Genomic DNA, 20,649 nt, shown 5'->3' with positions numbered 1-20,649 from the left:
GCTTATCCCTTCTGCCCGGAGCTGTTGATGGCGCGCGACAGGCTGTCGCCGACCAGTTTTTCAACCTCTATCCGTGCATCAAGCGATTGTTTGTAGGCGGTTGATACGGTTTTGGCCGCATCGGGAAGAGCATTCCATTCCAGAGCGGCACCTTGCAGGTCGCCATTGCGCATCTTGTCTTCCATGCGCGCTATGACGGCTTCAGGCGTCTCACCTTCAATGTTGCCGACCGGCCTTACCTTGACCAGCGAATAGGCGCTTTCGGTCAAGCGCTCGACGATCGACTGGTTGGGGTCGGGCTGGTTCAACGTGGCCAGCATAGAGTTTGCAACGTCCGGGAATGTTCGCAGTAATTCGGCACGCGATGGGACGCCGGTGGTGGCAAAAGGTTTCAAGGCCGCCACGGACGGATCGTCGGTTGCAACACCGGCAAGGGTGTCCAGTTCTGTCAGGAATGGCCCGCCACGATCGACGGCTGCCTTCAGGCCTGCGGATGCAATGGCACGGGCGACTTCGATGTCGTCCCGCGGTTCATTGAGTTTGGCTTCAGCATCGTTCAACCGGCGCGTCAGATCAGCAGTGGCCGTTTCCTGTGCAGAGCGTTCGGATTGAAGGCTGGATACCGTTCCTTCAAGGCTTGCGATTTTATCGGCAAGGCCAGAGACATCGGCACTTTCGCCTCCTGCTGCAGGTACGGAATTTTCAAGTGCGGCCAAGCGGGTCTCAAGGGCGGATGCGTCTGCGGCTGGCGCTGATTGTGCTTGTTGCTGGAGAGCGGAAAGTTGCGTTTTGAGGCTGGCTATTTCTGCCGGCAGTGCATTTTCCGCATCCTGATTGGCTGCTGACGAGAAGGGTGGAAGGTAGCCCGCATATTGCATGCTGCCAGCGGCAAGCAGTGCGATCAGGCCACCAAAAATGCCAGCGGCGATGAAGCTTGATGATCCATGCCGGGCCTCTGTCGAGGCGGGCTGTTGAGGCGGTGGTGGCGAGAAGACTGGCTCTTCTTGCTGCGCCGCTTCCTTCACCTCATTTTCCTGAGTTTCACGTTCCAGAGTTTTGGGGGCATCCGGTTTGTCAGAGACCTCTGAAAGTTGCTCCTCAAATGAGGGCTTTTCATTTATCTGTTCGTCTTTCGGCTCGTCGCCAATATCCACATTCGGCTGCGGTTCAATTGGCGATGAGGCAGGAATGTCCTGTGAAGGTTGATCAGCCGCGATGACCGGCTCTTGTTTGTCCGGCTCCATTGCGCCGGGCGCAAGCGTTTTCACGTCCTTTGCATCAAGGTCGATCGTGACCGGTTCGGCTTTTGTCCTGGAGTGGCGTGGCGGTTTTCCCGAGACCATGTCTACCTCTTTGTGCCTTCAACAATTCAAAACTAGTCAGTGATGACCGCAAAGGAAAGAGCAAAGGCACGAATTAGGTTCCTAATGCGACTTTAGAAGGTCAAGCAGGCCCGCCTGCGACGGCAGGGAACTGACATGAACATTGCTGGAAAAAGCCTCGGGAACTGCGGCTGCCACATTGTCACTTAGACAGAAGAAATGGCTGTGCCGAAGCTCGTTCTCGTAGCGGTCAGAAATAATATTTTTAAAAAAAAGCCGTGCGGTTTCAGTCGAGAACAACAGCACGGCGTCAACCGGTTTTGCCACTAGCAAGGCGTCGAGATCGTCATTCGACCAATCAATCGGCAACATGCGATAACATTCCGTCGTCGTATAGGTAATTCCCAAACCATCCAGCGCGGTTTCAAGCGCTGGTGATCGGGGGGATCCTGCCAGGTAAAGCAGGGGCGCGATGGTGCCGTCGGACCCATTGATTTGCTCGCCAATCAGTCGGGCAAGGCTTTCACCATAACCGTCCGCGGTCTGGATATTCTCAAAACCCGCATGTCTGGCGGCAGTCGCCGTTGCCTGACCTACGGCAAAAACCGGCTTTTTCGCAAAAGGCCGTAAATCAATTTTGGCATCCGCCAACACGGCAAGAGCCTGAGCACTGGTAAAGGTCAGTGAAGCCCATGGGCTCGCCACCGCAAGTCTGGCGGCTTCGATATCGTGGCGGGCTTCCACCAATGGCAGAAGCACCGCGTCATGTCCCATGTCATGCAAAAGTGCTGCCGTCTTTTTTCCGGTGTTTTCCGGGCGTGTGACGACAATGCGCATGCTTAATCCCAGCTCTCGAAGAAACCTGCGCCAGCTGCGGCACGAACCTGTTCACCAGCCTTTCGGCCGAGATCAGCAGCATCAGCACGTTTGCCGCTTACTTCTATGCCGTGTTCGGTCTGTCCGTCTGGCGTCAGAATGAGGCCACGGAAATGCAGGTCGTCGCCGTCACAAAGGGCATAACCGGCAATCGGTGTGCGACAGGAACCGTCGAGCGCGCCCAGAAATGCCCGTTCGCACGTCACGGCATCATAGGTCGGCTGATCATTGATTGCGGCCAGCATGTCATTGGCCCGGGCGTCATTGATGCGGCTTTCGACGCAGATTGCGCCCTGCGCTGGAGCAGGCGGAAATTCTTTCGGATCAAGCAGCGCGGTTGGCACGTCCTGCTTTCCAAGACGTTTCAGGCCAGCATAGGCGAGAAGGGTGGCATCGGCCTGTCCTTCTTCCAGCTTGCGCAGGCGGGTATCGACCAGACCACGGAAAATGATGGTGCTGATATCGGGACGCAGACGACGAATGAGCGCCTGGCGACGCAAAGACGACGAACCAACAACCGCTGCATGCGGCAATTCCATCAGCGTTTTTGCCGTACGGCCGATAAAGGCATCTCTGAAATCTTCACGCGGAAGGAAAGCGGAAAGGAACAGGCCTTCGGGCAATACGGTCGGCATGTCCTTTGAAGAATGTACCGCGAAGTCGAGATCGCCAGAAGAAAGCTGGGCTTCCAGTTCTTCCGTGAACAGGCCTTTGCCACCGATTTCCGATAGGGCACGGTCGGTAATGCGATCCCCCATGGTGGACAGCACAACAACCTCAAACATTTCCTGCGGCAGGTTGTGCGCTTTCATCAACCGGTCGCGTGTTTCATAAGCCTGCGCAAGTGCCAGAGGGCTGCCGCGTGTGCCGATTCGGAAAGGTTTTGTTTGCATCCGCTTCTATCCATTGTTACCGGAGGTGTTCGTACCTAAGTTTCCCAAGCATCGCAATGAACGAACAGGTTAATGGCCTCCTTTCTACGTATCCTCGGCATAGAGACAAGTTGTGACGAAACCGCTGCTGCCGTTGTAATCCGGCATCCTGACGGTCGTGGCGAGATCGTGTCCGACGTCGTTTTGTCGCAGCTCGATGAGCATAGCGCTTATGGCGGTGTCGTCCCCGAAATCGCAGCCCGCGCCCATGTCGAGGCACTCGATACGCTGGTTGAGGAAGCATTGAACAGTGCTGGCGTTACACTTGCTGATATCGATGCGGTGGCCGCAACCTCCGGCCCCGGCCTGATTGGTGGTCTGATCGTTGGTTTGATGACTGGCAAAGCCATTGCGCGTGCTGCCGATAAGCCGCTTTATGCAGTCAACCATCTGGAAGGTCATGCGCTAACGGCGCGGCTGACGGACGGGCTGTCGTTCCCCTATCTGATGCTTCTGGTGTCCGGCGGCCACACGCAGCTCATTCTGGTGCGCGGCGTCGGTCAATATGAGCGTTGGGGAACGACGATCGACGATGCGCTGGGTGAGGCGTTCGATAAAACTGCCAAGCTGCTTGGACTTCCCTATCCCGGGGGACCAGCCGTTGAGCGGGCGGCTGCGAGCGGTAATCCTGATCGCTTTGCCTTGCCGCGGCCGATGGTGGGGGAGACACGGCTTGATTTTTCTTTTTCAGGTTTGAAAACTGCAGTTCGTCAGGCGGCGACTGCTATCGTGCCGCTGTCAGACCAGGATATTTCCGATATCTGCGCATCATTCCAGAAGGCGGTTTCGCGCACGTTGAAGGACCGCATCGGCCGTGGCTTGCAGCGGTTCCGCGAAGAATTCCCTGATGTCGATGGAATGCCTGCGCTAGTGGTTGCCGGTGGCGTGGCGGCCAATCAGGAGATCCGGCGGACGTTGCAGGAGCTGTGTGACAAGCACAAATTCCGCTTTGTCGCTCCGCCGCTTAATCTTTGCACCGATAATGCCGTGATGATTGCATGGGCAGGACTTGAGCGTATGGCGCAAGACATGCCATCGGATGGTCTGGATACGCAACCACGTTCGCGCTGGCCACTGGATGCCTCGGCGCAAACATTGATTGGCTTTGGCAAGCGCGGAGCAAAGGCATGAACGAGCGCGAAAAGGTCGTCGTTATTGGTGCCGGTGCTTTCGGCACAGCGCTTGCCGTGGTCATGGCGCTGGAAAACCGCCACGACGTCATCCTGCTAGGGCGCGATCCGTCCCTGATGGCAGATTTGAAAACCGATGGCGTGCACGAAGCGGCGCTGCCTGGCATCAGCCTGCCAGATGCACTGCAGTTTTCAGCTGACGCCAACGTGCTTACCGATGCCGGTATCGTGCTGTTTGCCATGCCATCGCAGGCGCAAGCCGATGCAGCGCGCCACTACGGTCCTTACCTGGCTAATGATGCAATCATCGTAACTTGCGCCAAGGGCATCGATCGCTCGTCGGGACGGTTGCTGACCGATGTTCTGGAACACGAACTGCCGCGTCACCCGATTGCTGTGTTGTCTGGGCCCGGTTTTGCCGCAGATATCGCCAAGGGATTGCCGACAGCCATGGCGATCGCGGCAGCTGAGGCTGGCGATGCCGAGAGACTGGCGCAAACCATTTCCGGCCGCACATTTAGGCTCTATTCCTCGAGCGATCGCACTGGTGTACAGCTGGGTGGCGCGTTGAAAAATGTGCTGGCGATTGCCTGCGGTATTGTCGAAGGCGCTGGGCTTGGCGATTCGGCGCGGGCGGCGCTGATTTCACGCGGTCTTGCGGAAATGTCGCGGCTTGTGGTGGCCATGGGCGGCAAGGCAGATACCGTGCGTGGTCTTTCGGGACTTGGCGATCTGGTATTGACGGCCACAAGCCACCAATCGCGCAACCTGCGTTTTGGTATTGCACTTGGGCAGGGGCTGGATGCTGGCGCATTCGGCGGTGGTCTGGTCGAAGGCGCATTCGCTGCCTCGGTTGCTGCCCGGCTGGCTGAGGGACTTGCGATAGATATGCCTGTGACGGATGCCGTGGCTGCCATTATAGAAGGCAGCCTTGATGTGCGCACTGCCATGCAACAATTGATGACACGGCCTATCACCACTGAATGAGTGATGGCCCTTAAGGAGATGAAAATGCTGTTTGCCTTTATCTGCAAAGACAAGCCCGGTCACCTGAATCTGCGCATGGAAACCCGTCCTGTGCATCTTGAGCACCTCAACAAACTGAATGCCGAAGGCACCTTGAAGATAGCCGGACCATTTCTCGATGCCGAAGGAAAGCCAAATGGCAGCCTGGTGATCGTTGAAGCTGCTGACATCGATGCTGCCAAGGCACTTGCCGATGCTGATCCTTATGCAAAGGCCGGCCTGTTCGAAAGCGTCGAAGTGAAGCCCTACAATTGGGTCTTCAACAATCCGGGAGCGTAATTGGCCATGGCAAATTACTGGCTCTTCAAGTCCGAACCGGACACATGGTCCTGGACACAGCAAAAGGCCAAGGGCGACGTTGGTGAAGAATGGGGCGGTGTCCGCAATTATCAGGCACGCAACAACATGCGCGCCATGAAGATTGGCGACAAGGGCTTCTTCTACCATTCCAACGAGGGTCTGGAAGTGGTTGGTATTGCCGAGGTTTGCGCGTTGTCTCATCCGGATTCGACGGCGGAAGGCGATCCCAAATGGGATTGTGTGGATATTCGCGCCGTTTGCGATATGCCAAAGTCCGTTACCCTGAAGGATGTGAAGGCTAATCCGAAGTTGGAGAAAATGTCGCTGGTCACCTCCATGCGGCTTTCTGTGCAGCCGGTGACCGAAGAGGAATACCTCGAGGTTTGCCGGATGGGTAACCTCGATAAGCCACCGCGCTCGCCGGACTGATAATCCACGTGAAGACCGATCCCAGCCAGTTCATCCGTGCCAACACGGATGTCATGACCCCGCCGCATGTGCCGGAGGTGCGTTTGCATCTGGCCAGTGAGGCGCATGATCTATGGCTGAAAACCGAAGAAGAACTGGATGAGATCGGCCTGCCGCCACCGTTCTGGGCATTTGCCTGGGCCGGTGGGCAGGGTCTTGCACGCTATGTGCTTGATCACCCGGCGACCGTTGCTGGCAAGAAGGTACTTGATTTTGCCAGTGGCTCCGGTTTGGTTGCCATCGCCGCCTCAAAGGCCGGGGCTGCCAGTGTCATGGCTGCCGACATCGATCCCTGGGCAGAGACTGCTATCGCACTCAACGCTGCGGAGAACGTTGCTGAAATCGGCTTTACCGGCGACAACCTCGTCGGTACCGATCTCCGTACCGATGTTCTTCTGGCAGGTGATGTATTTTACGACCGCGCCTTTGCCGAGATGCTGGTGCCGTGGTTTGTAGCGCTCTGTGAAAAGGGTGTCACTGTGATGGTCGGTGATCCCGGTCGCGCCTATCTGCCCAAGGAAAGGCTTGAGCTGCTGGCAACCTATCAGGTGCCGGTGACGCGCGCACTCGAAGACAGTGACGTGAAAAAAACCACTGTCTGGCGGTTTATCTGAACCTTTTTTTGTCCGTTATGGACGGATCACGCAAACGCCGGCCTCGTAGGAGCATTCGGCGCCTGCCGTTCTGGCGTTGACGTGAATGATCTTCGCCTTGGGTGCGAGTGTTTGCGAGGTGCTGTTTGCCTGAGAAAAGGCGGGGCGGCCCTGCTTGTAGAAATAGATGCCATTTCCTTTGAAGCGCACGCCGGAAATCGAGCCTGCATAGGTGCCAACTCGTGGGATATAAGATGGCAATCCGTTGCCACCAACGACCTCTTGGCGTGTGTCGCGGTCGGGATTATGATGGCGGTAACTATTGTAATTTTCTGCCGCCATAACAGGCAGAGCCAAGGCAATCATGCTTGACAGGGTGGTCAGTCGCAATGCGATTCGTTTGTCGAACATGAGCTTTTTTCTCCGGTTTTTCACCTTAACAAACTATTAAATATCGCATTTTTGATTTACGTAAAAGTCAAAATTTTTGGCGTTGTGATCTTGGAAATGCTGTACTTTTTATTTTGCCGAGCAAAAATTTCGCAGGAATCTCAAAACACAATCGATTAAATTCGAATCAGCCATGAATTGTGCTTGTCGTGATGCCATCGTGCGATTAAAGGTCGCGGTTGGTGCAATGCACATTCTTTCGTCATGTGCGTTGTTGTAGGACGCCCGAAAATTCGGAGCGCAAAGGAAAACGCCGCGAGGTTCTGATGGCGAACGGTACTAATAATCGGCCTCTGTCGCCGCATCTTCAAATTTACTCCATGATTCCGACGATGTTTGCATCGATCGTCCATCGCATCACGGGCGGAGCGCTGTATTTCGGCACGTTGCTGGTTGCCTGGTGGCTTATCGCAACGGCGTCAGGTGTTGATGCCTATGCCTGGGTTCAATGGGCCATGGGCACGATCATCGGCAAGATCATCTTGATCGGCTACACATGGGCACTGGTTCACCACATGCTGGGCGGTCTGCGTCACTTCATGTGGGATCTTGGACACGGTTTTGAAAAACACTTCAACACCAAGCTGGCCAAGGCAATGTTCGCGGCTTCGATCTGTCTGACCGCGCTGATCTGGGTCATCGCCCTCATCGTGCGCTAAGGAGATACATATATGGATATGCGTACACCCCTCGGCAAAGTTCGTGGCCTCGGCTCCGCAAAGGAAGGCACCGAGCACTTCTGGCGCCAGCGCCTGACGGCCGTTGCCAACGTGCCGCTTCTCATCTTTTTCGTCGTCTTCCTCGTCATGTATGGCGGCGCGCCTTACGAGGAAGTGAAGGCTGCGCTTTCTCACCCGCTCGTTGCGGTGGTGATGGGCCTCGTGATCATCTCTGGCCTCATTCACATGAAGCTTGGCATGCAGGTTATCATCGAGGACTACGTGCACGGCGAAGTATCCAAGCTAGTGCTTGTGATGCTCAACACCTTCTTTGCAGTCGCTGTTGGCGGTCTCTGTCTGTTCGCCATTCTGAAAATCGCATTCGCAGGATAAACCGGTCATGGCATCTCCAAGCTCACCTTCACAGAATGGCAAGGCCTATACCTATGTCGACCACTCCTACGACGTGATCGTCGTGGGTGCAGGCGGCGCCGGTCTTCGCGCGACGCTCGGCATGGCCGAACAGGGTTTCCGCACGGCTTGCATCACCAAGGTTTTCCCGACCCGCTCGCACACGGTTGCGGCGCAGGGCGGTATTGCCGCTTCGCTGACCAACATGACACCTGACTGTTGGCAATGGCACCTTTACGATACCGTGAAGGGCTCCGACTGGTTGGGCGACGTTGACGCCATGCAGTATCTCGCCATGGAAGCGCCAAAGGCGGTTTATGAGCTTGAGCATTACGGCGTGCCGTTCTCACGTAACGCTGAAGGCAAAATCTATCAGCGCCCGTTCGGCGGTCACATGCAGAACTACGGTGAAGGCCCGCCGGTACAGCGTACCTGCGCTGCTGCCGACCGTACCGGCCACGCCATTTTGCACACGCTCTATGGCCAGTCGCTGCGCAACAACGCCGAATTCTTCATCGAATACTTCGCACTTGATCTGATCATGTCTGACGACGGCAGCCGTTGCACCGGCGTTGTCGCCTGGAACCTTGATGACGGCACGATCCATCGCTTCTCTGCCAAGATGGTGGTGTTGGCGACTGGCGGTTACGGCCGCGCCTACTTCTCTGCCACGTCCGCACACACCTGCACGGGTGATGGCGGCGGCATGATCGCACGCGCTGGCCTGCCGCTGCAGGACATGGAATTTGTTCAGTTCCACCCGACCGGCATTTACGGCGCAGGCTGCCTGATTACTGAAGGTGCGCGCGGTGAGGGCGGTTATCTCGTCAACTCCGAAGGCGAACGCTTCATGGAGCGTTACGCACCTTCCGCCAAGGACCTTGCCTCGCGTGACGTTGTCTCGCGCTGCATGACCATGGAAATCCGTGAAGGCCGTGGCGTTGGCAAGAACAAGGACCACATCTTCCTGCATCTGGACCACCTTGATCCGGACATTTTGCATGAGCGTCTGCCGGGTATTTCCGAAAGCGCCAAGATTTTCGCAGGTGTTGACGTGACGCGCGAACCGATCCCGGTTCTGCCGACCGTTCACTACAACATGGGCGGCATTCCGACCAACTATTGGGGCGAAGTGCTGAACGCTGACAGCAACAATCCGGAGCGGGTTATCCCGGGCCTGATGGCGGTTGGTGAAGCCGGTTGTGCATCCGTGCACGGTGCAAACCGTCTTGGCTCCAACTCGCTGATCGACCTTGTGGTATTTGGTCGCGCTGCGGCTATCCGCGCTGCCGAGGTTATCAACCGCGAAGAACCGATCCCGGCGCTCAACGTTGCGGCCTGCGAGAAGATCATGGATCGTTTTGACAGTCTGCGTTACGCCAATGGCGGCACGCCGACGGCTGTTCTTCGTGACAAGATGCAGCGCGCCATGCAGGACGACGCTGCCGTGTTCCGTACGCAGGAATCGCTGGAAAGCGGTTGCAAGCGTCTTTCCGCCATCTGGAAGGAATTGCCGGACGTCAAGGTTACCGACCGTTCGATGGTCTGGAACTCCGATCTCGTCGAAACGCTCGAGCTGCACAACCTGATGGCCAACGCCATCACCACGGTTTACGGTGCGGAAGCCCGCAAGGAAAGCCGCGGCAGCCATGCACGCGAAGACTTCGTTGATGGTCCGTTTGCCGGTCGCGATGACGTTAACTGGCGCAAGCACACGCTGGCGTGGGTCAACGAGCAGGGTGACGTTAAACTCGACTATCGTCCGGTCCATACCGACCTGATCGCCGACGGCATTGATCCCAAGAAGATCGCGCCGAAGGCCCGCGTCTACTGATTTGAGGAACTGGACATGGTTGAACTTTCTCTCCCCAAGAATTCCCAGATCAACGAAGGCAAGGTCTGGCCGAAGCCTCAAGGCGCCCAGAACGTTCGCGAATATCGCGTTTATCGCTGGAACCCTGATGACGGCCAGAACCCGCGTATCGATACCTATTATATCGATATCGATGATTGTGGCCCGATGGTTCTTGATGCACTTTTGTACATCAAGAACAATATCGACCCGACGCTGACGCTGCGCCGTTCCTGTCGTGAAGGCATCTGCGGCTCGTGCGCCATGAACATCGACGGCACGAATACGCTGGCCTGCACCAAGGGCATGGACGAGATCAAGGGTACCGTTAAGGTTTACCCGCTGCCGCATATGCCTGTGGTGAAGGATCTGATTCCTGACCTCAGCAACTTCTACGCCCAGCACCGTTCGATCGAGCCATGGTTGAAGACAGTGTCTCCGGCTCCGGCCAAGGAATGGAAGCAGAGCCATGAAGACCGCCAGAAGCTGGATGGTCTTTATGAGTGCATTCTGTGCGCATGCTGCTCGACGTCCTGTCCCAGCTACTGGTGGAATGGCGACCGTTACCTCGGTCCAGCGGTTCTGCTGCAGGCTTACCGTTGGCTCATCGACAGCCGTGATGAGGCAACCGGCGAACGTCTCGATAACCTCGAAGATCCGTTCCGTCTTTACCGTTGCCACACTATCATGAACTGCGCACAGGCATGCCCGAAGGGTCTGAACCCGGCCAAGGCTATTGCGGAAATCAAGAAGATGATGGTCGAGCGCCGCGTCTGATTTATAAAACCCGCCTGAGAAACCGGTGTGTTTCGTATCAGGCGGGAGATTTTGGAAGCCGTGGCCGCATTCCGGTCACGGCTTTTGTTTATGCCGTGACGGGATTTGCTCGTCTCGGACAAGGCTTGAAACGCTGGTAACGGTTATTTAAGCCTGTGCTGACTTGATTAACCAAACTGAAATACGCTAATTCCGATATGCAACGGCAGTTCATGTGTTACGGCGAGCAGCGAACGGGAGCTTGATATGCAATTGAGATATGTGGCAACGGGCATTGCAGTCGTAATGACTCTGGCGGGTTGCCAACGTACGTCTTACGACTACAACAATAACAGCGGCAATTCTGGCTATACGCCTCCGCTACAGGCCCAACCGGTGCCTTCGGTGCAGTCCGGAGCATTGCCTCCACCCGGTGGCAGTTCACAGTTTCCAACCGCACCAGCCACAGCACCCACCCAGGGCGGTGTTGACATGGCTGCTGCGGCGCCTGCGACGGCTATGGATATCCGCAAGGAAACCATGGTTGGTAACTGGCGTGTGGCCAATGGCGGCGCAAATTGCGACATGTTCCTGACCTTAACCAATCTCGGTAGCGGTTCGCGCGGCGGCACACGTGGTTGCGCAGGCGAGTTGACCGCCATGGGTTCATGGGAAGTGTCCGGCAAGATGGTTCTGTTCAAGGATCGTGCTGGCAACACGCTTGGTCGCGTCTACAAGAGCGGCGATACACGTTACGACGGCACGACAAACAGCGGTCAGCCGATCAGCCTTAGCCGCTAAGTCGGCTTTTCACATTACACACCCCATTTCGGGTGCGCGGCGCCCATATTTCAGGGCGCCGTTCGATGCAGCCACTTCCCGACTATAATCTAAGCGTTGTCGAACGGCTGAAAAGCCTGACCGCATCAGGCGAGTTGAAAGCCGATCCGGCGCAGATCGAGGTGGCCACGCAGCTTGACCGTATCCTGCACGACCTGAAGACCCTGAAACCTGCCAAAAAATCCAGCGCCCTTGGCTGGATGTTTGCCCGCAAGGCAAAGCAGAACAATGCGGTTAAAGGGCTTTATGTCTATGGCAGTGTCGGCCGTGGCAAAACCATGCTGATGGACATGTTCTATGAGATGGCGCCGGTTGAATCCAAGCGCCGTTGCCATTTTCACGAGTTTATGGCCGACGTTCATAACCGGGTTCACGCTCATCGGCAAAAGCTGAAGAATGGCGAAACCAAACAGGCAGACCCTATTCCGCCGGTCGCTGCGGCATTGCTGGCAGAAGCAAAGTTGCTGTGCTTCGACGAATTTACGGTCACCGATATTGCCGACGCGATGATCTTGGCGCGGTTGTTTACCGAGTTGTTTGCCAACGGTTGTACACTGGTCACCACCTCCAACGTCGTGCCAGATAATCTCTACAGGGACGGTCTTAACCGCGGGCTGTTCCTGCCATTCGTCAACCTTCTCAAAAAGTATGTCGACGTGGTGACGTTGGATAGCCCTACCGATTACCGTATGGAAAAGTTGAACAGCTTGCCGGTTTATATTTCGCCGCTCGATGGTGCTGCGGATCAGGCAATGGATATGGCTTGGCATCACGTTACCGCTGGCCACATTATAGCGCCGACGGAAATTCCAATGAAGGGCCGCTCCATCCACGTTCCTCACGCGCAGGGACGTGTCGCGCGATTTACTTTCTCGGACCTCTGCGAAAAGCCGTTGGGCGCCAGCGATTTTCTGGCAATTGCCGATCGTTTCGACACGGTTTTCGTTGATCATATACCGTTTCTGGACGCGGATAAGCGCAACGAAACGAAACGTTTTATTATCCTTATTGACACATTGTACGACCACAAAGTGCGGCTGTTTGCATCGGCTGCAGCGATGCCTGAAGACCTCCTGGGCAAGCGCAAGGGCACCGAAGGTTTCGAGTTTGATCGAACCGCATCTCGGCTTTTCGAGATGAGAAGTGCGGAATATCTCACGCAACACAACGAGAAACGCGCCGAAATTTGACAATTCTGTGACGTATTTTCTTACGTTTACGTAAGTTATTTAATATCTAAACGATTGAAAAACCTCACGTTGAAAGAATCTATTGCCAATTTGAGCTAATGACGCTAAGTCGAGTGCGACAATTTAGCTGCCCCTATGGCAGCGATTGAGTTGAAGCTCGAGAGGAAGCATTCGATGGCTCGCAAGAAGATTGCACTTATTGGTTCTGGCATGATCGGTGGTACGCTGGCGCATCTCGCCAGTCTGAAAGAACTGGGCGACATCGTCCTGTTCGATATTGCTGATGGCATTCCGCAGGGCAAAGGTCTTGATATTGCACAGTCCGGCCCGGTTGAAGGTTTTAATGCCAAGCTTACCGGTGCAAGCGACTATGCAGCTATCGAAGGCGCAGATGTCTGCATCGTCACAGCTGGTGTTGCTCGCAAGCCGGGCATGAGCCGCGATGATCTTCTCGGCATCAACCTCAAGGTCATGGAGCAGGTTGGTGCCGGCATCAAGAAATATGCACCAAACGCTTTCGTAATCTGCATCACCAACCCACTCGACGCGATGGTCTGGGCGCTGCAGAAGTTCTCCGGTCTGCCGAAGAACAAGGTAGTTGGCATGGCTGGCGTTCTCGATAGCGCACGTTTCCGTCTGTTCCTCTCGGAAGAGTTCAACGTTTCCGTTCAGGACGTCACTGCATTCGTATTGGGTGGTCACGGTGACACCATGGTGCCGCTTGCTCGCTATTCTACAGTTGGTGGGATTCCGCTGACCGACCTCGTGAAGATGGGCTGGCTGACTGCCGAACGTCTCGAGCAGATCATTCAGCGCACCCGTGACGGCGGTGCTGAAATCGTAGGCCTGCTGAAGACCGGTTCTGCCTATTATGCACCTGCTGCTTCGGCAATCGAAATGGCTGAGTCCTACCTCAAGGACAAGAAGCGCGTTCTGCCTGCTGCTGCTCACCTCTCCGGTCAGTACGGCGTCAACGACATGTATGTTGGCGTTCCGACCATTATCGGTGCTGGCGGTATCGAGCGCATCATCGAAATCGAACTCAACAAGGATGAGGAAGCTGCCTTCCAGAAGTCCGTCGGCGCGGTTGCTGGTCTTTGCGAAGCCTGCATCAACATTGCTCCGTCGCTGAAGTAATTGCCCGACGCATCGGTGCAAGGGCAGTTCAGGCCTCTGCGCACCACGATGCGGAGACTCAACAGTTGAGAGCGTCCCTGAGTTCATCAGGATCTGGGACGCTCCAGACGGCTACAAACAGGGATTAATCCATGAATATTCATGAGTATCAGGCCAAGGCTCTTTTGAAGGGCTATGGTGCACCGGTCGCCGAAGGGGTTGCAATCCTCAAGGTTGAAGAAGCTGAAGCCGCTGCAAAGCAGCTTCCTGGCCCGCTTTACGTGGTCAAGAGCCAGATTCATGCTGGTGGCCGTGGCAAGGGCAAATTCAAGGAGCTTGGTCCAGATGCAAAGGGTGGCGTTCGTCTTGCGAAGTCCATTGAAGAAGTTGTCTCCCATGCCAAGGATATGCTCGGCAACACGCTGGTAACAGCGCAGACGGGCGATGCTGGCAAGCAGGTTAACCGCCTCTACATCGAAGACGGCGCAGACATCGCTCGCGAACTGTACTGCTCGCTGCTGGTTGACCGCTCGGTTGGTCAGGTTGCTTTCGTGGTTTCCACCGAAGGCGGCATGGACATCGAGGCTGTTGCTCACGACACGCCTGAGAAGATTCACACGATTGCGATCAATCCGGAAGTCGGCGTGACCGACGCCGACGTTGCTGCGATCTCCAAGGCTCTGGAACTGACAGACGCTGCTGCTGAAGATGCCAAGGCACTGTTCCCTGCGCTCTACAAGGCATTCAACGAGAAGGACATGGCTCTTCTCGAAGTGAACCCGCTGATCGTCATGCAAGATGGCCACCTGCGCGTTCTCGACGCCAAGATGTCTTTCGATGGCAATGCGCTCTTCCGTCACGACGACGTAAAGCTGCTGCGCGACGAAACCGAGGAAGACGCCAAGGAAATCGAAGCCTCCAAGTGGGACCTCGCTTATGTTGCTCTCGATGGTAACATCGGCTGCATGGTCAATGGCGCTGGTCTTGCCATGGCAACGATGGACATCATCAAGCTGTACGGCAAAGAGCCTGCAAACTTCTGCGACGTCGGCGGTGGCGCTGGCAAGGAAAAGGTTGCGGCTGCATTCAAGATCATCACGGCTGACCCGAAGGTTGAAGGCATTCTGGTCAACATCTTCGGTGGTATCATGAAGTGCGACGTCATCGCTGAGGGCGTTATCGCCGCAGTGAAGGAAGTCGGTCTGCAGGTTCCGCTCGTTGTGCGTCTCGAAGGCACCAACGTTGAGCTGGGCAAAAAGCTCCTGAACGAATCGGGTCTTGCAATTACGGCTGCTGACGACCTCGACGATGCAGCCAAGAAGATCGTTGCGGCGATCAACGGCTAATTTGAAGGACCGGAAATAATGTCTATTCTCGTAAATAAAGACACAAAGATCCTCGTTCAGGGTCTGACCGGCAAGACCGGTACCTTCCACACCGAGCAGGCCCTTGCCTACTACGGCACGCAGATGGTTGGTGGTATCCACCCTAAAAAGGGCGGCGAAACCTGGACCGGTTCGAAGGGCGAAAGCCTGCCGATCTTTGCTTCTGTTGCTGAAGCCAAGGACAAGACCGGTGCTGATGCATCCGTTATCTACGTTCCGCCAGCAGGCGCCGCAGATGCGATCATCGAAGCCATCGATGCTGAAATTCCTTTCATCACCTGCATCACCGAAGGTATCCCGGTCATGGACATGGTTCGCGTCAAGGCTCGCCTCGACCGCTCCACGTCGCGTCTGCTTGGCCCTAACTGCCCAGGCATCATGACACCGGAAGAGTGCAAGATCGGCATCATGCCGGGCTCGATCTTCCGCAAGGGTTCGGTTGGTATCGTTTCGCGCTCCGGCACTCTGACCTATGAAGCCGTGTTCCAGACATCCAACGAAGGCCTCGGCCAGACGACGGCTGTTGGTATCGGTGGCGACCCGGTCAAGGGCACCGAGTTCATCGACGTGCTGGAAATGTTCCTCGCTGACGAAGCCACCACCTCGATCATCATGATCGGTGAAATCGGCGGTTCGGCTGAAGAAGATGCAGCACAGTTCCTGATCGACGAAGCCAAGAAGGGTCGCAAGAAGCCAATGGCTGGCTTCATCGCTGGCCGTACTGCTCCGAAGGGCCGCACCATGGGCCACGCCGGTGCTGTGGTTTCCGGCGGCAAGGGTGATGCAGAATCCAAGATCGCTGCCATGGAAGCAGCTGGTATCAAGGTTTCGCCTTCCCCGGCACGCCTCGGCAAGACGCTGGTTGAAGTCCTCAAGGGCTAAGACCACATACTGAGACTAAAACCGGGCAGGCGGATCGTGAAGAGCCGGCTGTCCGGATGCGCTTACAGAGCGCGGGATGAAGGCCGCTGCGGCGGCATATATGACCAAAGCGGCAGGCCATCAGCGGCCATCAACAAATCGAGGAGGCGGGGTACTTCCCCCGCAGGACAAATGGCAAGGCAAGAAGCCAACGAGCAGTTTCAGATCACGTCGTTTCTCGACGGTGCGAACGCAGCTTACATCGAGCAGCTCTATGCACGGTATGAAGAAGATCCTTCTTCCGTATCGCCGGAATGGCAGAGCTTCTTCAAGGGCCTGTCCGACAATCCCGAAGATGTAAAAAAAGCCGCTAAGGGCGCTTCCTGGAAGCGTGCCAACTGGCCGATCGCTGCTGGTGGCGATCTCGTCTCCGCGCTGGACGGCAATTGGGCGACGGTCGAAAAGGCCATCGAAAAGAAGGTGCAGGCCAAGGCAGAAGCCAAGGTCGTAGAGACCGGCAAGCCGGTCAGCGAAGCAGAGGTTCTTCAGGCGACACGCGACAGCGTACGCGCCATCATGATGATCCGTGCGTACCGCATGCGTGGCCACCTGCACGCCAAGCTCGATCCGCTCGGCATTGCCAGCGCGGTTGAGGACTACAACGAGTTGTCGCCGAAGTCCTATGGCTTTGAAGAAAGCGACTACGACCGCAAGATTTTCATCGATAACGTGCTGGGCCTTGAATATGCGTCCGTGCGCGAAATGCTCGAAATTCTCGAGCGCACCTATTGCTCGACGCTCGGCGTTGAGTTCATGCATATGTCCAGCCCGGAAGAAAAGGCCTGGATCCAGGAACGTATCGAAGGTCCGGATAAGGGCGTCGATTTCACACCTGAAGGCAAGAAAGCCATCCTTTCAAAGCTGGTTGAAGCGGAAGGTTACGAGCAGTTCCTCGACGTTCGTTTCAAGGGCACCAAGCGTTTCGGTCTTGATGGCGGTGAATCGCTGATCCCTGCTCTTGAGCAGATCATCAAGCGTGGCGGCCAGGAAGGTCTGGAAGAAGTCATCGTCGGCATGGCTCACCGTGGTCGTCTGAACGTTTTGACCAACGTTATGGGCAAACCACACCGCGCCGTGTTCCACGAGTTCAAGGGCGGCTCGTTCAAACCTGACGAAGTCGAAGGCTCCGGCGACGTGAAGTACCACCTGGGTGCTTCTTCCGACCGCGAATTCGATGGCAACAAGGTTCACCTGTCGCTGACAGCCAACCCTTCGCACCTTGAAATCGTCAACCCTGTTGTCATGGGCAAGGCCCGCGCCAAGCAGGACCAGTTAGCGAAGGTTTGGGATGGCGACACCATTCCATTGTCAGAACGTGCAAAGGTTCTTCCTTTGCTGCTTCATGGTGATGCTGCTTTTGCAGGTCAGGGTGTGGTTGCTGAGATTCTCGGTCTTTCCGGTCTTCGCGGCCACCGCGTTGCCGGCACCATGCACGTCATCATCAACAACCAGATCGGCTTTACGACGAACCCGGGTTTCTCGCGTTCTTCGCCTTACCCGTCTGACGTTGCCAAGATGATCGAAGCGCCGATCTTCCACGTGAATGGCGATGATCCGGAAGCTGTTGTGTATGCAGCCAAGGTTGCAACCGAATACCGCATGAAGTTCCACAAGCCTGTTGTTGTGGACATGTTCTGCTACCGTCGCTTTGGTCATAACGAAGGCGATGAGCCAGCGTTCACGCAGCCAAAGATGTACAAGGTCATTCGTGGGCACAAGACTGTCGCACGTATCTATGCCGACCGTCTGATCGCCGAAGGCCTGATCAACGAAGGCGAATTCGAGAAGCTGAAGGCCGACTGGCGTGCGCATCTCGAACAGGAATTCGAAGCAGGTCAGTCCTACAAGCCTAACAAGGCTGACTGGCTCGATGGTCAGTGGTCGGGTCTGCGTGTTGCAGACAATGCCGATGAGCAGCGTCGTGGCAAGACCGGCGTTGCAATGAAGACCCTCAAGGAAATCGGCAAGAAACTGTCGACCATTCCTGAAGGCTTCAATGCGCACCGCACAATCCAGCGCTTCATGGACAACCGCGCACAGATGGTTGAAACCGGTGAAGGTATCGACTGGGCAATGGCTGAAGCCTTTGCATTCGGTACACTTGCTGTCGAAGGTCACAAGATCCGTCTGTCCGGTCAGGACTGCGAGCGCGGCACCTTCTCGCAGCGCCACTCTGTTCTCTACGATCAGGACACGGAAGAGCGTTACATTCCGCTTGCCAACCTGGCTCCGACACAGGCTCGTTACGAAGTCATCAACTCGATGCTGTCAGAAGAAGCCGTACTTGGTTTCGAATATGGCTACTCGTTGGCCCGTCCGAATGCACTGACACTGTGGGAAGCACAGTTCGGCGACTTCGCAAACGGTGCGCAGGTGGTGTTCGATCAGTTCATCTCGTCGGGTGAACGCAAGTGGCTACGCATGTCCGGTCTCGTCTGCCTTCTGCCGCATGGTTATGAAGGTCAGGGTCCGGAGCACTCTTCCGCTCGTCTGGAACGTTTCCTCCAGCTTTGCGCCGAAGACAACATGCAGGTTGCCAACGTCACCACACCGGCAAACTACTATCACATCCTGCGCCGTCAGGTTCGTCGCGACTTCCGCAAGCCGCTCGTTCTGATGACGCCAAAGTCCCTGCTGCGCCACAAGCGTGCAACGTCTTCGCTTGCTGAACTAGCTGGCGAATCCTCGTTCCACCGTCTGCTGTGGGACGATGCAGAAGTGATCAAGGATGGTCCGATCAAGCTGCAGAAGGATTCCAAGATTCGTCGCGTCGTGCTTTGCACGGGTAAGGTCTATTACGATCTGCTCGAAGAGCGCGAAAAGCGTGGCATCGACGATATCTACCTGCTGCGTGTCGAACAGCTTTATCCGTTCCCGGCCAAGGCGCTCATCAACGAGCTGTCGCGCTTCCGTAACGCGGAGATGGTCTGGTGCCAGGAAGAGCCTAAGAACATGGGTGCATGGTCGTTCATCGACCCGTACCTGGAATGGGTGCTGGCACATATCGACGCCAAGTACCAGAAGGTACGCTACACGGGCCGTCCGGCTGCAGCTTCGCCTGCAACGGGTTTGATGTCCAAGCATCTCGCACAGCTTGCTGCATTCCTAGAAGACGCGCTGGGAGAGTGAAAACTCTCCCTCCATCATCCATCCAAAACAGACACCTATAAACGGAACAAGATTATGGCCACTGAAATCCGCGTACCAACTCTGGGAGAGTCCGTCAGCGAAGCGACTGTCGGGACCTGGTTCAAGAAAGTTGGCGACTTCGTCAAGGCTGACGAGCCTCTGGTTGAACTCGAAACCGACAAGGTAACTGTTGAAGTGCCTTCGCCGACCTCTGGCGTTCTGACGGAAATCGTTGCGCAGAACGGCGAAACGGTCGGCCTCGACGCATTGCTCGGCCAGATCGCTGAAGGTGCTGCTGGCGCTGCAACGACCGCACCTGCGGCTGCTGCTTCCGCACCAGCTGCTGCTGTTTCGGCGCCTGCACCTGCTGCCGCTGCTGCACCTGCAACCGGCTCCATGCCTGCTGCTCCGGCTGCTGCAAAGGTTGCTGCCGACAACAACATCTCGACTGCGGATATCGACGGTTCTGGCAAGCGTGGCCAGGTTCTCAAGGGCGATGTTCTGGCTGCTGTTGCCAAGGGCGGTTCGGCTCCTGTTGCCGCTGCTCCCGTCTCTGCACCACGTCCAGTGTCTTCGGCTGAAGACGGTGTACGTGAAGAGCGCGTAAAGATGACCCGACTGCGTCAGACGATTGCAAAGCGTCTGAAGGATGCACAGAACACCGCAGCCATGCTGACCACCTACAACGAGGTGGACATGTCGGCCGTTATGGATCTGCGTAACCGCTACAAGGACGTGTTTGAAAAGAAGCACGGCGTGAAGCTTGGCTTCATGGGCTTCTTCACCAAGGCTGTTACTCACGCGTTGAAGGAACTGCCTGCAGTTAACGCCGAGATCGATGGCACCGACATCATCTACAAGAACTATTGTCACGTTGGCATGGCCGTCGGCACCGACAAGGGTCTGGTTGTTCCGGTTATCCGTGACGCTGACCAGCGTTCTATTGCTGGCGTTGAAAAGGAACTCGGTCGTCTTGCAAAGGCAGCCCGTGACGGTTCGCTCAGCATGGCTGACATGCAGGGCGGCACCTTCACCATCACCAATGGTGGTGTTTACGGTTCGCTGATGTCTTCGCCGATCCTCAACGCTCCGCAGTCCGGTATTCTCGGCATGCACAAGATCCAGGAGCGTCCGGTTGCTATCGGCGGTCAGGTTGTCATCCGCCCGATGATGTATCTCGCACTGTCTTACGATCACCGTATCGTTGACGGCAAGGAAGCCGTGACCTTCCTCGTTCGCGTCAAGGAAAGCCTGGAAGATCCAGAACGTCTGGTTCTCGATCTCTAAGAAAAA

20 protein-coding genes are annotated in these 20,649 nt (G+C 56.2%); 16 read left to right on the top strand and 4 right to left on the bottom strand.

The annotated features are described in order from the left end of the window. Positions 1 to 2: 2 nt before the first annotated feature. The 3 genes from PYL13_RS00425 to hemC all read right to left on the bottom strand — a co-directional run bounded on the left by PYL13_RS00425 (position 3) and on the right by hemC (position 3,091). Positions 3 to 1,343, bottom strand: a complete 1,341-nt coding sequence (locus PYL13_RS00425; protein ID WP_275643659.1) for a COG4223 family protein — start codon at positions 1,341 to 1,343, stop codon at positions 3 to 5. Between the two features lie 81 nt (positions 1,344 to 1,424). Beyond that, positions 1,425 to 2,159 carry a uroporphyrinogen-III synthase gene (locus PYL13_RS00420; RefSeq protein WP_275643660.1) on the bottom strand — a complete coding sequence of 245 codons (735 nt, stop codon included), beginning with the start codon at positions 2,157 to 2,159 and terminating at the stop codon, positions 1,425 to 1,427. A gap of 2 nt (positions 2,160 to 2,161) precedes the next feature. Next, positions 2,162 to 3,091, bottom strand: coding sequence for a hydroxymethylbilane synthase (gene hemC, locus PYL13_RS00415; RefSeq protein ID WP_275643661.1), 930 nt, complete (start codon positions 3,089 to 3,091; stop codon positions 2,162 to 2,164). A 72-nt stretch (positions 3,092 to 3,163) separates the two neighbouring features. Here hemC and tsaD point away from each other — a divergent pair, with 72 nt between their 5' ends. Genes tsaD through PYL13_RS00390 form a run of 5 tightly spaced genes read left to right on the top strand, consistent with a single transcriptional unit; the run spans position 3,164 to position 6,668 of the window. Next, positions 3,164 to 4,261, top strand: coding sequence for a tRNA (adenosine(37)-N6)-threonylcarbamoyltransferase complex transferase subunit TsaD (gene tsaD, locus PYL13_RS00410; RefSeq protein ID WP_275643662.1), 1,098 nt, complete (start codon positions 3,164 to 3,166; stop codon positions 4,259 to 4,261). Beyond that, on the top strand, positions 4,258 to 5,247 hold the full coding sequence (locus tag PYL13_RS00405; RefSeq protein WP_275643663.1) for an NAD(P)H-dependent glycerol-3-phosphate dehydrogenase: 990 nt from the start codon (positions 4,258 to 4,260) through the stop codon (positions 5,245 to 5,247). The genes tsaD and PYL13_RS00405 overlap by 4 nt, the downstream gene beginning before the upstream one ends. Before the next feature lie 24 nt (positions 5,248 to 5,271). Next, positions 5,272 to 5,565: a YciI-like protein gene (locus PYL13_RS00400; protein WP_192490414.1), complete on the top strand. Its 294-nt coding sequence runs from the start codon at positions 5,272 to 5,274 to the stop codon at positions 5,563 to 5,565. Positions 5,566 to 5,571: 6 nt separating this feature from the next. Continuing rightward, the gene (locus PYL13_RS00395; RefSeq protein WP_192490413.1) at positions 5,572 to 6,015 is read left to right on the top strand and encodes an EVE domain-containing protein; all 444 of its coding nucleotides are present in this window, start codon (positions 5,572 to 5,574) and stop codon (positions 6,013 to 6,015) included. Positions 6,016 to 6,023: 8 nt separating this feature from the next. Then, positions 6,024 to 6,668 carry a class I SAM-dependent methyltransferase gene (locus PYL13_RS00390; RefSeq protein ID WP_275643664.1) on the top strand — a complete coding sequence of 215 codons (645 nt, stop codon included), beginning with the start codon at positions 6,024 to 6,026 and terminating at the stop codon, positions 6,666 to 6,668. Between the two features lie 15 nt (positions 6,669 to 6,683). Here PYL13_RS00390 and PYL13_RS00385 read toward each other — a convergent pair whose 3' ends face one another. Continuing rightward, complete coding sequence (locus PYL13_RS00385) at positions 6,684 to 7,058, bottom strand: hypothetical protein (protein WP_250984284.1); 375 nt, start codon at positions 7,056 to 7,058, stop codon at positions 6,684 to 6,686. A gap of 305 nt (positions 7,059 to 7,363) precedes the next feature. On the opposite strand from PYL13_RS00385, the gene sdhC reads away from it, so the two are divergent. The 11 genes from sdhC (at position 7,364) to odhB (ending at position 20,643) form a co-directional block, all read left to right on the top strand. Continuing rightward, positions 7,364 to 7,756 (top strand): succinate dehydrogenase, cytochrome b556 subunit, encoded by a 393-nt coding sequence (gene sdhC / locus PYL13_RS00380; protein ID WP_250984285.1) that lies wholly within the window; start codon positions 7,364 to 7,366, stop codon positions 7,754 to 7,756. Positions 7,757 to 7,768: 12 nt separating this feature from the next. Further along, positions 7,769 to 8,149: a succinate dehydrogenase, hydrophobic membrane anchor protein gene (gene sdhD, locus PYL13_RS00375; RefSeq protein WP_192490409.1), complete on the top strand. Its 381-nt coding sequence runs from the start codon at positions 7,769 to 7,771 to the stop codon at positions 8,147 to 8,149. A 7-nt stretch (positions 8,150 to 8,156) separates the two neighbouring features. Then, positions 8,157 to 10,001, top strand: coding sequence for a succinate dehydrogenase flavoprotein subunit (gene sdhA, locus PYL13_RS00370; RefSeq protein WP_275643665.1), 1,845 nt, complete (start codon positions 8,157 to 8,159; stop codon positions 9,999 to 10,001). A gap of 15 nt (positions 10,002 to 10,016) precedes the next feature. Next, the gene (locus tag PYL13_RS00365; RefSeq protein WP_192490407.1) at positions 10,017 to 10,796 is read left to right on the top strand and encodes a succinate dehydrogenase iron-sulfur subunit; all 780 of its coding nucleotides are present in this window, start codon (positions 10,017 to 10,019) and stop codon (positions 10,794 to 10,796) included. 246 nt (positions 10,797 to 11,042) lie between these two features. Further along, the gene (locus PYL13_RS00360; RefSeq protein ID WP_275643666.1) at positions 11,043 to 11,576 is read left to right on the top strand and encodes a protease inhibitor Inh/omp19 family protein; all 534 of its coding nucleotides are present in this window, start codon (positions 11,043 to 11,045) and stop codon (positions 11,574 to 11,576) included. A gap of 65 nt (positions 11,577 to 11,641) precedes the next feature. Beyond that, on the top strand, positions 11,642 to 12,805 hold the full coding sequence (gene zapE / locus PYL13_RS00355) for a cell division protein ZapE (RefSeq protein WP_275643667.1): 1,164 nt from the start codon (positions 11,642 to 11,644) through the stop codon (positions 12,803 to 12,805). 174 nt (positions 12,806 to 12,979) lie between these two features. Then, on the top strand, positions 12,980 to 13,942 hold the full coding sequence (gene mdh, locus PYL13_RS00350) for a malate dehydrogenase (protein WP_192490404.1): 963 nt from the start codon (positions 12,980 to 12,982) through the stop codon (positions 13,940 to 13,942). Between the two features lie 131 nt (positions 13,943 to 14,073). Beyond that, positions 14,074 to 15,267 carry an ADP-forming succinate--CoA ligase subunit beta gene (sucC, locus tag PYL13_RS00345; protein ID WP_250984289.1) on the top strand — a complete coding sequence of 398 codons (1,194 nt, stop codon included), beginning with the start codon at positions 14,074 to 14,076 and terminating at the stop codon, positions 15,265 to 15,267. A gap of 18 nt (positions 15,268 to 15,285) precedes the next feature. Continuing rightward, positions 15,286 to 16,188 (top strand): succinate--CoA ligase subunit alpha, encoded by a 903-nt coding sequence (gene sucD / locus PYL13_RS00340; RefSeq protein ID WP_192490402.1) that lies wholly within the window; start codon positions 15,286 to 15,288, stop codon positions 16,186 to 16,188. Positions 16,189 to 16,359: 171 nt separating this feature from the next. After that, a complete protein-coding gene (locus tag PYL13_RS00335) occupies positions 16,360 to 19,356 on the top strand; it encodes a 2-oxoglutarate dehydrogenase E1 component (RefSeq protein ID WP_275643668.1) in 2,997 nt (998 codons plus the stop codon). 54 nt (positions 19,357 to 19,410) lie between these two features. Beyond that, on the top strand, positions 19,411 to 20,643 hold the full coding sequence (odhB, locus tag PYL13_RS00330; RefSeq protein ID WP_275643669.1) for a 2-oxoglutarate dehydrogenase complex dihydrolipoyllysine-residue succinyltransferase: 1,233 nt from the start codon (positions 19,411 to 19,413) through the stop codon (positions 20,641 to 20,643). Positions 20,644 to 20,649: the final 6 nt, after the last annotated feature.

Origin of the sequence: Agrobacterium sp. Azo12 (assembly GCF_029193765.2) — a bacterium.
In the GTDB taxonomy this organism is placed as follows: Bacteria; Pseudomonadota; Alphaproteobacteria; order Rhizobiales; family Rhizobiaceae; genus Agrobacterium.
This window is presented reverse-complemented; position numbering and strand designations above follow the sequence as displayed.